This is a genomic window from Wolbachia endosymbiont of Culex quinquefasciatus Pel, from assembly GCF_000073005.1.
GTDB lineage: Bacteria > Pseudomonadota > Alphaproteobacteria > Rickettsiales > Anaplasmataceae > Wolbachia.
The window spans coordinates 1154003-1167399 of record NC_010981.1; the positions used below are offsets into that span (position 1 = coordinate 1154003).

Annotated in this window: 11 protein-coding genes; 8 read left to right on the forward strand and 3 right to left on the reverse strand. The window is 35.1% G+C overall.

Going from position 1 to position 13397, the window contains the following annotated elements:
• Positions 1–60: 60 nt before the first annotated feature.
• The gene (locus tag WP_RS05400; protein WP_007302462.1) at positions 61–1128 is read left to right on the forward strand and encodes a quinone-dependent dihydroorotate dehydrogenase; all 1068 of its coding nucleotides are present in this window, start codon (positions 61–63) and stop codon (positions 1126–1128) included.
• A gap of 92 nt (positions 1129–1220) precedes the next feature.
• On the forward strand, positions 1221–1913 hold the full coding sequence (rnc, locus tag WP_RS05405; protein ID WP_012481989.1) for a ribonuclease III: 693 nt from the start codon (positions 1221–1223) through the stop codon (positions 1911–1913).
• A 52-nt stretch (positions 1914–1965) separates the two neighbouring features.
• On the opposite strand, the gene WP_RS05410 is transcribed toward rnc, so the two are convergent.
• The 3 genes from WP_RS05410 to WP_RS05420 are packed head-to-tail and all read right to left on the reverse strand — an operon-like array spanning position 1966 to position 3964.
• Positions 1966–2565: an SCO family protein gene (locus tag WP_RS05410; RefSeq protein WP_007302464.1), complete on the reverse strand. Its 600-nt coding sequence runs from the start codon at positions 2563–2565 to the stop codon at positions 1966–1968.
• A gap of 35 nt (positions 2566–2600) precedes the next feature.
• On the reverse strand, positions 2601–3305 hold the full coding sequence (gene dnaQ, locus WP_RS05415; RefSeq protein ID WP_007302465.1) for a DNA polymerase III subunit epsilon: 705 nt from the start codon (positions 3303–3305) through the stop codon (positions 2601–2603).
• Positions 3305–3964, reverse strand: a complete 660-nt coding sequence (locus WP_RS05420; protein ID WP_007302466.1) for a Tim44/TimA family putative adaptor protein — start codon at positions 3962–3964, stop codon at positions 3305–3307. Before WP_RS05420 ends, dnaQ begins: the two co-directional genes overlap by 1 nt.
• 164 nt (positions 3965–4128) lie before the next feature.
• Here WP_RS05420 and secB point away from each other — a divergent pair, with 164 nt between their 5' ends.
• The 6 genes from secB to WP_RS05450 all read left to right on the forward strand — a co-directional run bounded on the left by secB (position 4129) and on the right by WP_RS05450 (position 13393).
• Entirely contained in the window at positions 4129–4632 is a 504-nt protein-coding gene (secB, locus tag WP_RS05425; protein ID WP_007302467.1) for a protein-export chaperone SecB, read from the forward strand.
• 6 nt (positions 4633–4638) lie between these two features.
• Positions 4639–7260 carry an aconitate hydratase AcnA gene (gene acnA / locus WP_RS05430; RefSeq protein WP_007302468.1) on the forward strand — a complete coding sequence of 874 codons (2622 nt, stop codon included), beginning with the start codon at positions 4639–4641 and terminating at the stop codon, positions 7258–7260.
• A 121-nt stretch (positions 7261–7381) separates the two neighbouring features.
• On the forward strand, positions 7382–10522 hold the full coding sequence (gene putA / locus WP_RS05435) for a bifunctional proline dehydrogenase/L-glutamate gamma-semialdehyde dehydrogenase PutA (protein WP_007302469.1): 3141 nt from the start codon (positions 7382–7384) through the stop codon (positions 10520–10522).
• A 166-nt stretch (positions 10523–10688) separates the two neighbouring features.
• Entirely contained in the window at positions 10689–11330 is a 642-nt protein-coding gene (locus WP_RS05440; protein WP_012481990.1) for a protocatechuate 3,4-dioxygenase, read from the forward strand.
• 96 nt (positions 11331–11426) lie between these two features.
• Positions 11427–12923, forward strand: a complete 1497-nt coding sequence (locus tag WP_RS05445) for a leucyl aminopeptidase (protein ID WP_044475428.1) — start codon at positions 11427–11429, stop codon at positions 12921–12923.
• A 257-nt stretch (positions 12924–13180) separates the two neighbouring features.
• Entirely contained in the window at positions 13181–13393 is a 213-nt protein-coding gene (locus WP_RS05450) for a hypothetical protein (RefSeq protein WP_006279675.1), read from the forward strand.
• Positions 13394–13397 lie beyond the last annotated feature (4 nt).

Consider the following 13397-nt stretch of genomic DNA (forward strand, 5'->3'; position numbering starts at 1 on the left):
ATAGAAACTATATACTTACTATTTTGATAAACCTCAAGCTTTCTAAGTTATTCTTGTTGCATGGTAAAAAATAAACTAAAAATAAGCAAAGTGTTTTACAAAATGATATTACGTAATTTATTGTTTTTACTGCCGCCTGAAATCGCTCACTCCTTGGTAATAACGGCGTTAAAAAAGATGCCCTGTAGGAAACCTATAGAACTACCTAAGTCTTTAAATGTAAACTTTTTTGGTAATAAAATTAGGAGTCCTGTAGGTCTTGCTGCAGGTTTTGATAAAAATGCGGAAGTTGTAAAGCCGATGCTCTCATTTGGTTTTGGATTTATTGAGGCTGGTACTGTAACTAAACATCCCCAATATGGAAACAAAAAACCGAGAATTTTTCGATTAATTAAAGATGAAGGAATAATTAATAGATTGGGATTTAATAATAAAGGAGTAGACTATTTTCTTAAACAGATAAGTGAAACTAAACTTGGTAATTGTATTTTTGGTATAAATATAGGAAGAAACAGTACATCAAAGGACCAAATCAGCGATTATGTTGACTTAATAAAGATAGTATATGGAAAGAGCAATTATATAGTACTGAACATCTCATCCCCAAACACACCTAACTTGCGCGATTTGCACAATAAACAAGAATTATCCAAATTGTTGAAATCTATCACTCTAACCCGGAAATCAATCGATAGCTCTGAATCCATACCGATAATATTAAAAATTTCTCCAGATATAGATCAGCAAACAAAAGAAAATATCGCTGAGCTTACACTAGAATATAAAATTGACGGCTTAATAGTAAGCAACACTACGATAAGTCGAGATTCTTACTATAATGAGAGTGGTGGGTTGAGCGGCAGGCCATTATTTCAACTTTCAACCGAGTTATTGAGTGACATGTACAAGCTTACTAAAAGCAGAATTCTATTGATAGGATGCGGAGGAATTTCAAGTGGTGTTGATGCATATGAAAAAATAAAGGCAGGAGCCTCTTTAGTACAACTGTACACTGCTCTTGTATACCAGGGGCATCAAGTTGTGAACAAAATCAATCTGGAGCTTGCAGAATTGGTAAAAAGAGATGGATTTAGTAACATTACTGAAGCAGTGGGTTGTATACATTAATTTTGGAAGTTATTGATATTGTTTTAGTAAAGTAGAGCTAACTTTTTAGTGTAGAGGTATGATAGAGAGTGCTTTTCTATTGAATGATTAATATGAGAGTTTTGAACGATACAATATCTAAAGTTATTAATTATAAATTTACAGATTATGCAATATTAGAAGAGGCATTAACCCACCCAAGCGTAAATAAGAGAAATAGCGAAGACCAGGTTGTAAGCTACGAAAGGCTAGAGTTTTTGGGCGATAGTGTTTTGAATATGGTTGTGTCTGTTATGCTGTTTAAAATGTTTCCTGAAGAAAAAGAAGGAGCATTGGCAAAAAGAAAAACGGATTTAGTTTGTGGCAGTACCATTGCTAATGTTGCTAAAGAAATAGAGTTAGGTAACTTTATTATCATGAATAATAGTGAACGTTGTAACGGAGGAAAATGTAACTTAAAAAATTTAGAAAATTCGCTTGAAGCACTAATAGGTGCAATTTATATTGACGGCGGACTTGAGAGTGTTGAGAAATTTATTATCCGACATTGGGAAAAGCTAGCTAAGGACATCCTCGATCCTCCTCAAGATCCTAAAACTTCACTGCAAGAATGGACTCAGAGAAATAAATTACCTTTACCGAAGTATGAGCTTGTAAAACAAACTGGACCAGCACACAATCCTGAATTTACTATATCAGTTTGCATAGAGAGTTATGACAAAGTTTCTGCATGCGCTCCTAGTAAGAAAATTGCTGAACAAAAAGCTGCTGAGTTGATCCTAGAAAAAATTAAAAAAACGACTTAGTTTAATCAAAATAGCTGTTAGCATAAATTTAAAGTAAGCTAAGCTCTTTAGTTCAGCTTACATATTTTTTTATCTCAGCCAGAATCTTATCAGATTGACTTTCATCTGAATTTAAATCAGCTACAAAGTGTGTGACATATTTTCCTTCAGGGCTAATAAGGTATATCATTGAAGAATGGTTAATTTCCTCTTCTCCATCTACTTTACTTGCATATACTTTATACTTTGCAACTACTTCATCTATTTTTTGTCTTTCACCAGTGAGCATTTGTATTCTATGGTCAAATTGCTGCTGAAATTCTTTAAGCCTTTCTGTATTATCGCGCTCAGGATCAACTGTGATAAAAAATGTTTGTAGCTTGTTGTCAGTTTTCTCGTCTAACTTTGCAAGTGTTTCTGAAATTATTCCAAGGTTCATAGGGCAAATTCTTTTACATGAGGAAAATCCAAAAAAAATCATCATATACTTATCTTTGAAATCACTACTGCGTACTATTTGCCCGTTTTGGTTAATCAAAGAAAAATCCCCACCTATTTTAATTTCTGTATTTTGTGAAACAAATATGCCTTGCTTAGTAAAATAACAATAACCTAAGAAGATAGCTGCTACTGTTATTAGCAAACTAGACAATAACCTTATAAACTTTATCATTAAAGCGTTTCCAATAAAGTTAAATCATATATTGATTAGTTGATTGATTCAATATATTCCTTCCAAAGTGGGTTGTTAATTTTATCTAACAATTTCTTATGCTCATCAATTTCTTTAATACTTGGTGAATGTTCTCTGCGAGCTAAATTACGCACTTTATGTTGAATAAACGTAGAGTTATTGTCCTGAGCACATTCATTATTAAATAAAAAGGTTTGCAATCCTCCTGTAAGCTCAACATAGACCTTTGCAAGCAATTGAGCATCAACTAATGCTCCGTGTAACTCTCTACCTTCTAGCGATATATCAAAACGCTTGCATAATGCATTTAAAGAAGCAGGTGATCCTACAAACTTTTTTCTTGCAAGTGGTAATGTATCTAGCACTCTATCTGAGGAAATTAACCCAGCATTTAACTTGCCTAACTCCATATTAAGGAACTTAACATCGAATTCAGCATTATGAATCACCAAAATGTCATTGGATATGAAGTCAAGAAATTCAAGTGCAACATCTGAGAATAGTGGTTTATCTTCCAAAAATTCCTCACTAATACCATGAATCTTAAATGAGTGGTAAGGTATATCTCTTTCTGGATTGAGATATCGATGAAATGTTTTACCTGTTGGAATACGATTAATTAGTTCTACACATCCTATCTCAATAATTCGATGTCCAGATTTAGTATCAAGACCTGTAGTTTCAGTATCAAGTACTATTTCTCGTAGCCTACTTTTCATCAGTTGTCATTTGTTGTTAAATTTTTATCAGTACTTGCCTTCTTATAGTTAATAGAAACAAGTAACCAAGTTAGATCTGATGAATTAATATTTTTTTTGAATTGCCATACATCTTCAACTTTGTTAATAGTAGACATGCTACCTGATGTGATGTTTCCTTCGTTATTCTTAACGAAGTTAATTTGCTCTGAAAGGAAATATACTGCAATAAATATTACGTTTTTTACTAACTTTATTTCTAAGATCTTTTGTGAAACGATAGAAACAATTATGGACTCATGTGTCTCTTTACGATGTTTAATCTTATCCACAAAACTGTTATATAAGTCTTTGTCCAGAAGGGATTTTAATTGAGGTAAATTTCCTTGGTTAAAATATTTTATTATTAATTCAAAAGCTATGCTTGAACCTTCTATAAAATTGGAAATAGAAAACTCTTTGTTTTTTTGTAATATTTGTTCATAAGTAGTTTCTATTGAACTTTTGTCGTTGCTATAAATATAATCTTCGATATTTTCTACCACATCTTCTTTACTTTGACTTACATCCAATACACCTGTTAGCTTTTTTAGGTTGAGACTGGCTGATCTTCCTAAAGAATTATATAAGCGTGAAAAAATAAACGCCGCTAGTAAAGCATATATTACAAGCTCTATCATGGTAACTTAACTCCTTGATATATAAAGTATCTAAATATTATTAATTATTGATAAAAATATGTTTTTCATATTAACCTATAGTTAGGTTTACTATTCATTTGTAAATGAATATATTATATAAGAAAGTATTAAACATCTCAACTTAATTAAAGGAGACGTAAGAAATGTCACAACACAAAATGAAAATTCATGGTCAGTATGTCAAAGATTTTTCGTTTGAGAATCCAAATTCGCCATTCCTTCCTTCTAGTAAAGCTCCTGATATTAATGTAATGGTTAATATTAATTCAGCAAAATTAGAAGGAACAGAAAATAAAAAAGGAATAAGTGAAGAAAAGCCTTTTCATGAAATTACTTTGCATATAGAAGCCAAAGCAACGGTAAAAGATGAAGATGTAAAAGATGATATAGCTTTCATTTGCGAGGTAAAGTATTGCGGTATTTTTTCAATAGAAAATTTTACAGAGCTAAGTGAGGAAGAGGTGAGACAAGCTTTATTTATTGGTGGACCTACTTTTCTTTTCCCTTTTGCAAGAGAAATAATTGCAAGAACTACAAGTAGTGGTGGGTTTCCTCCACTTATGCTAGATCCTATAGATTTTGAAACTATGTATCAGCAGCAAAGTCAACAACAAAAAAGTAGCGCTAGTAATTCCAATTTTAACTAATACAGGATGAACAATTCTTTAAATGCAAAGACGACTTTAAATATTGATGGAAGGTTATATAACTACTTTAACCTAAGTAACGCTGGTAAATTTTTAGGAGTAAATTTAACAAAATTGCCTTGTTCACTCAAGGTATTGCTTGAAAATTTATTGCGCAACGAAGATGGAGTAAGCGTTAAATTAGATGACATAAAGATATTAGCAAATTGCGTCAAGAAACACATTAATCACGAAATTAGCTACAAGCCAGCAAGGGTTTTGATGCAGGATTTCACAGGAGTTCCTGCTGTCGTTGACTTAGCTTCAATGCGTAATTATGTGAAGAAAAACGGAGGTAACCCCAGCAAAATAAATCCATCTGTACCTGTTGATCTTGTGATCGATCACTCTGTTCAAGTAGATAGTTACGGAAGCACTTCTGCATTTGGTAAAAACGTTGCACTGGAAGTAAAAAGAAATTTGGAGAGGTATCAATTCTTAAAATGGGGAGAGTCATCCTTCACAAATTTTAGAGTAGTGCCACCAGGTACTGGAATTTGCCACCAAGTGAATCTTGAATATTTAGCGCAAGTTGTATGTAACGATAGCGGAGTTCTATATCCAGATACCTTAGTCGGTACAGATAGTCACACTACTATGGTAAATGGTTTATCGGTTCTTGGTTGGGGTGTTGGTGGAATAGAAGCTGAGTCTGTGATGCTTGGTCAACCAATTAGTATGGTAATTCCAGAAGTAGTAGGATTTAAATTAATAGGAAGACTTTCAGAGGGAGTAACAGCAACTGATCTAGTGCTAACGATTACTAATATCCTGAGAACAAAAGGCGTTGTTGGCAGATTTGTGGAATTTTATGGTGATGGCTTAGATTGTTTATCTTTGGCAGATAGAGCAACCATAGCTAATATGGCTCCAGAGTATGGTGCAACTTGTGGATTCTTTCCAATTGATCAGAAGACACTAGATTATTTAAACTTAACCGGAAGGCCAAAAGAGTTGGTTAAATTAGCTGAAGTCTATGCAAAAGAACAAGGGCTGTGGCGTAGTAATGAAGAATTGGCGTTCTTTGACACACTGAAGCTTGATTTATCAAGCGTAAAGCCAGTGATGGCTGGTCCTAAAAGACCACAGGATAAGATTTTCCTTTCAGAAGTAGCGGAATCTTTTTCTACATCTTTTCCTATTAATGAGACAAACAGACCTCAGTTGGAACCTATCTATGGCGATCAGCTCCAGAGTGGCAGCGTAGTGATTGCAGCAATAACAAGCTGCACTAACACCTCAAATCCAAGTGTGATGATTGCTGCAGGTCTTGTAGCTCGTAATGCAATTAAACTTGGATTAAAATCAAAGCCTTGGGTTAAAACTTCTCTTGCTCCAGGGTCACAAGTTGTGACAGAATATTTAGAAAAGTCTGGATTGCAGGTAGATCTAAATGCTTTGGGTTTTAATCTAGTTGGATATGGCTGCACAACTTGCATTGGAAATTCTGGTCCACTTAATAAGGATATAGAGGATGATATAAAAAACAAAAACTTAACTGTTGCTGCAGTTTTGTCTGGCAATCGTAACTTTGAAGGAAGAATTCATCCGTTAGTCAAAGCTAATTACTTGGCATCTCCGCCACTTATTGTTGCATATGCACTTGCAGGCACTGTGCAAATTGATTTGACAAAAGATTCAATATGCAAAGATAAGAATGGAAATGATGTCTATCTCAAAGATATATGGCCAACAAATAATGAAGTTGAGAGCTGTGTTAAAAGTGTTGTGACGCGTGAAATGTTCATACAAAAGTATAAGGATGTTTTTTCTGGTGATGAGCATTGGCAAAAGATAAAGTGTGAGAAAGGTGAAATCTATGATTGGGACACGAAAAGCACTTATATACAAAACCCTCCCTATTTTGATAATTTATCGACTAAGAACAATGGAAGCAACATAGTTGATATAAAGAATGCGCAAATACTAGCGATGTTTGGCGATAGCGTCACTACCGACCACATTTCCCCTGCTGGAAATATTGCCTCAAATAGTCCTGCAGGCATATATTTAAAAGGTCTTGGAGTTGAACCGCAAGATTTCAATTCATATGGATCTCGCCGCGGTAACCACAACGTAATGATGCGTGGAACCTTTGCTAATATCAGAATAAGAAATAAAATGGTGAGCGCTGAGGGTGGCTATACAAAACATATTCCTTCTCAAGAAACTATGTCAATTTTTGATGCAGCAATGCAATATAAAAGAGAAGCTGTTCCATTAGTTGTCATTGCAGGAAAAGAATATGGTACAGGTTCAAGTAGGGATTGGGCAGCAAAGGGTACTGCATTACTGGGAATTAAAGCTGTGATTGCAGAAAGTTTTGAACGCATACATAGGTCCAACTTGGTCGGCATGGGTGTTCTTCCACTTATATTCCAAAATGGAATAACCAGAAAGATATTTGATGGTAGTGAGATAATAAGCATAAAAGGTGAAATAGTATCAAATGGAAATCTAGAATGTATCATTAAAAGACAGGATAATTCAAAGCAATCAATACAACTCAAATGCTGTGTACAAACCGCAACTGAGATTAAATACTTAATGAGTGGTGGAGTGTTAAGCTACATACTTCTTTCGACTTAGTAAAAGTAAGTACTAGACTTCTTTTAGCTCCAGCCCTGGTCCTTTTAAATAATGATTTGTTCTATGCGAAGTTATGATATAATTTTACCTTACATATAGTAAAGGTGTTTTATAGATAATTATGATTAGCTCTATACAAGAACCTAATGAACTCAGAAAACGTTTACAAGGATTTTATCGTACTGATGAAAAAAGCTGTGTACGTTATCTCGTAGAAAAAGTAGAACTTTCGGTTGATTCGAAAAACAGAATTTACAATATTGCAAAACAAATTGTCGAAAAGATTAGAGGTAGTAAATTAGGCATTATAGATTCTTTTATACAACAGTACTCACTTTCTAATGATGAAGGAGTAGCACTAATGTGTCTTGCTGAATCATTACTTAGAATACCAGACGATTACACAATAGATGAATTGATCAAAGATAAAATTGCCAACCAAGAATGGAATAAACACTTGGGGCGTTCCTCTTCATTGTTTGTTAATGCTTCTACATGGAGTTTAATTATAGGAAGCAGTATATTAAGAAACAATGAAGAGGATTCAAAATTCTATAACATAATTTCCAGGTTATTGAAAAATTTAGGAGAGCCAATAATTCGCAAAGCGGTAAAACAAGCAATATCCATTCTTGGCAAGCATTTTATTGTTGGAGAAACTATAGAAAAAGCATTGGAAAGTGTGAAATCAGATGACTACAGTAAGTATTTATGCTCTTTTGATATGCTTGGTGAATCTGCTTGCACAGTTGAGGATGCGGAAGAGTATTTTAATTTATACATGCATGCAATAAAAGCCATAGGTGAATCTGCTGACATAAATGATTGCTTTAAATCTCAGGGGGTTTCAATCAAATTGTCTTCGCTGCACTCACGTTATGAATTTAGCCAATTTGATAATATGGCTGAAGAACTGAGAACTAAAGTACTGGAACTTTGTCATGAAGCAAAAAAGTATAATATTTCATTGTGTATAGATGCAGAAGAATCAGAAAGGCTTGAGATGTCGCTCGTGTTATTTGAACAGTTGCGTCTTGATGAGTCACTTTCTGAGTGGGAAGGGCTTGGTCTAGCTGTGCAAGCGTATCAAAAACGTGCTTTGTCTGTTCTTGATTTTGTTGAAGATGTTGCCATTCGATCAAAGCATAAGGTTATGGTGAGACTTGTGAAAGGAGCATATTGGGACTCGGAAATCAAGCGCACACAAGAATTAGGGTTAATTGGTTATCCGGTGTTTACTAGAAAAAGCCACACAGATGTATGCTACCTTGCCTGTGCGCAGAAACTTTTAAGCAAAGAGAATCACTTTTATCCATGTTTTGGAACTCATAATGCTTATACTTTTGCTACTATAATAGAGCTTGCCGATAAAAATCATCCTGGGTTTGAGTTTCAGCGCTTACATGGAATGGGTAAAAGTTTGTATGATTATGCAATTTCAGAACTTGCAACAAGCATCAATTGTCGTATATATGCACCAGTTGGTAAACATAGTGATTTATTGCCATACCTTATTAGGCGTCTTCTTGAAAATGGAGCTAATAGCTCGTTTGTCAATCAAGTAAATGATTCTGACGTTAAAATTGAAGAATTAGTCTCAGATCCATTAGAAAAAGTAAAAAGCTTAGAATATGAGCCTCATCCAAGCATTCCGTTGCCACGAGATATTTTTGGAGAGGAAAGAAAAAACTCCTTGGGAATGGATATTAGCGATTCAATTGCAGTTTCACAATTTGCAAATGATGTAAGGGAATTTAGTGAAAAGAAATGGCAGGTTGGCCCAATAATTGATGGAGAGTCGTTTCTTGACAGTGCGGAATTTACCGAAGTAGTGAATCCTGCACATTTGGAAAATGTAATTGGGGAAGTGTCAAGTGCAACAAGTGCTCATGCTTTAAATGCTCTTGAAATAGCACATAGTGCTTTTACTAAGTGGCAGAATGTTTCAGCAGAAGAGCGCGCTAAATGCCTTGAAAAAGCTGCAGATTTGCTTGAGGAAAGGATGAAAGAGTTAATTTATATTCTGATTGTAGAAGCAGGAAAAATTTTATCCGATGCAATAGCAGAAGTAAGAGAGGCAATCGACTTTTTGCGCTATTATGCAATGATAGCAAAAAATGAACTGAATGACTGGAAAAAATTGCCAGGTCCAACAGGTGAAGATAACTTCATCTTTTTTGAAGGCAGAGGAGTTTTCTTATGCATATCACCGTGGAATTTTCCACTCGCTATCTTCATTGGACAGGTTTCAGCTGCACTTGCAGCAGGTAATGCAGTGCTGGCAAAACCGGCAGAGCAAACGCCGATTATTGCCTATGAAGCCGTTAAGATACTACACGAAGCTGGAATACCAAAAAATGTGCTACACCTTATTCCAGGGGATGGTTGGTATTTAGGTAAAACATTAGTACCAGATAATAGAATTTCCGGTGTAGCTTTTACTGGTTCAACACAAACTGCTCAAATAATTAATCGAATGCTTGCTAGTAGAGATGGTCCTATTGTGCCACTTATCGCTGAGACTGGTGGATTAAATGCTATGATTGTTGATAGTTCTGCTCTTTTAGAGCAGGTAACTAAGGATGTTTTAATTTCTGCATTTCGCAGTGGCGGTCAACGTTGTTCTGCTCTCAGAGTGCTATTTATTCAAGAAGATATAGCAGAAAAACAGGTAAAAATGATATGCAATGCAGCTCAAGAACTAAAGATAGGTGACCCAATACAACTGAGCACAGATATTGGTCCAATAATTGACAAAGCATCTATTGATATGCTCACTAAACATACGGAAAAAATATCAAGGGATGAAGATTCAAACCTTTTGTTCAAGGTACCAATGGATACAAATTCTTATAATGGTTATTTCTTTCCTCCGTACATTTATGAGATACAAAAAATTTCGCAATTAAAGCAAGAAGTGTTTGGGCCTATTTTACATATCATACGTTTTAATAAGTCGCAGTTAAATGAAGTTATAAGTGATATAAACAATACAGGATATGGACTTACGTTTTCTTTGCAAAGCCGTGTACAAAGTCAGATCGCTTTAATAAGCAAGAAAATATCAGTTGGAAATGTATACATCAATCGCAATCAAATAGGTGCAGCAGTTGGAACACAACCATTTGGCGGTAGAGGACTGTCAGGTACCGGACCAAAAGCTGGTGGTCCTAATTATCTGCAACGTTTTTCTATAGAAAAGGTTGTAAGTGTCAACACTACAGCATGTGGCGGTAACATTAAACTTGCGTGTTTGGATTGATTTGCAATTTCTAAATTGGAAGTCCGTGCAGTTGTGTATGCAGTACTAAAACCTAAAACTCATACATTGAAAGGATAGTTGTGATTCTAAGGAGGCTTCAAAGAAAGTCTTGTCTTTAATAAAAGAAAAAGGTTGCTATAATTCTGATAAAAGCACTATAAACAAAATGAATGTAAAAAATATCTTATTAGCGTTTTTAGTACAATTTATATTCGATTTGTCATTATTTGCAGCTGATCCTATTTTGCTTAATTGTATTGAAACTCCAGGGATTTATGATCTTGAAACAAGGCCAAAAAGCTTTAACTCTTCAAATAATTTAAGAAGAAAACCTGGCTCTCCAAATAATGCATCAGGAGAATTAATAAATGTAGTGGGTAGAGTTACTGATGTAAATTGCTTACCGATACAAAATGCTGTGGTTTCTATATGGCACGCAGACTCACTTGGCATGAGCTATTATGATGAAAATGTGGAGCTTGATCCAAATTTTGCTGGATCAGGAAGATTTGTAGTAAATAACCTTGGCTATTATAATTTTATTACAATAGTACCAGGTAAAATTGGTGATAGGGCTCCACACATCAACTTTTTGGTCCAACATCCAGATTTTCCAGAATTCACAACACAAATGTTTTTTGCTGATCATAATTGCGATAACTGTGATGATCTTCTTCTTGGTAATCTTATTGAGAGTGGACTTGCAAGCCTTCTGATAGCACCATTTACTTATAACAATCAGGCTATGAAGACCTACACATTTAATATAACCCTAGGTGGGCATAACAAATTTTCTGATAAAAGATAAAGCCCTTGCATATCAGCGGAGTTCATAGTAGTCTTAAGCGCTATTGTACTTAAAATGTATATGAAAAATATCTTACTAATGTTTTTACTATGCTTTATGTGCAGCTTACAATTATTTGCAACGGAGATGTCAACGATGAAGATAACAATTTCTAAAGCTTTACCCGATTTTGAGACGCTAGTGGTAGGTTTTTTTGAGGGTGATAAGCTCATAACTAATGTTCTACAAGATAAGCAAGCTATAGATAACATCAAGAAATTTAGTGATTTTAATGGAGGTTTTGGTGAATTTTTCTCCGTTACTTCATCAGAGGGAAAAAATATTATAGTTGCTGGTCTTGGAATGAGAGATGAATGGGATGAAAGCAAAGGATTAAATATTGGTGGTAAAATATATTGTGAGCTAAGCAGATTAAGAATCAAGCGAGCGGCAATCTCAATCGAAGGCAATGCAGCAAATGTTGCATACGGTGCATTTTTGCGCAGTTTTAAATTTGATAAGTATAAAACCAAAAAGGATGAAAAAGTTACAGAAGTAGAGGAGATCACAGTGCTAACGAAAGATGAGCAATTCAGTAGTGCTGAAAAATCATTTGAGCGTTTAAGACAAGAAGGTGAAGGCATATTTCTTGCACGTACTCTTACCATTGAACCACCTAATGTTTTATATCCAGAATCCTATGCTGATTATATAAAAACCGAGCTTACTAAGCTTGGCCTTGAAATCGAAGTGCTTGGTAAGAAGCAGATGGAAGAGAAAAAAATGGGAGCATTGCTTGGGGTAGCACAGGGAAGTAGTAAAGAGCCAAAATTAGTAGTGATCAAATGGAATGGAGCTTTCAAGGAACAAAAGCCTGTAGCTTTTGTGGGTAAAGGCATAACGTTTGATACTGGTGGAGTGTCACTCAAGCCTTCGCGTGGCATGGAGTCAATGAAATATGACATGGCGGGTTCTGCTACTGTGGTTGGGGTGATGCGTACTCTAGCTGGACGAAAAGCAAAGGTAAATGCAGTTGGTGTAGTTGCACTTGCAGAAAATGCAGTGGACGGTAATGCTCAAAGACCAAGTGATGTAGTAACTTCGATGTCTGGACAGACGATAGAAGTGTTGAACACTGATGCAGAAGGAAGGCTCATACTTGCAGATGCTTTATGGTATACACAAGATAGATTTGCACCGAAATTTATGATCGACCTTGCAACTTTAACTGGTGCTATAGTGGTTGCACTGGGAAATAATGAATATGCTGGTCTTTTTTCAAATAACGATGAATTAGCGAATCATCTGATTGATGTAGGAAATGAAGTAAATGAGAAATTATGGCGTTTTCCTATGAATGAAACTTATAACAAAATTATTGATTCGCCGATTGCTGATGTGCAAAATATAGCTCCTGCAGGTTCTGGTGGAGATAGTATAATGGCTGCACAGTTTCTACAGCGTTTTGTAAACGACACTTGTTGGGCACATTTAGACATTGCAGGCACTGCTTGGCACGAAAAAGGCACTGATATTTCTCCAAGAGGGGCAGTAGGTTTCGGTGTAAGGTTGCTAAATAAGTTGGTTGAGAAGTACTATGAGATTAATAATTAAGGATCTTTGTATTGAGTTTATAGCTTAATTTACGGCTACATGAATGTCTATTTATAAGACGTAGAAAATGATATCATCAAAGTAACTTACATTTTCTTTTTTGGAGATTCTAAAGTTACACACTTGAGCAGCATCAAGAGAAAGTATTTTGTTCAAATGATGATTGTAATGATGGACTATTAAAACTTTAAAGCTATTGGGTATTGACGGTATATACTTAAGTGTTAGAATAAAATAGGAAGTTTTTAGGAGTTTATATGGCAGCAGGCGGAAAAGCGAAAACAGCTAGTAAAAATAACCCTACTCAGCGTAAGAAAGCAGAACAAAAAATGTATAAGGATAAACCGGTAAAGCCGGTTAGATATATAGACCGTGATTCACGTATGAACTATATGTCTGCTCAATACGATAACGGCAATCTAGTTGAAGATGAGGTAAGCGGCAATCCTATAAAGTGGGAAGCTGTATAGTAGT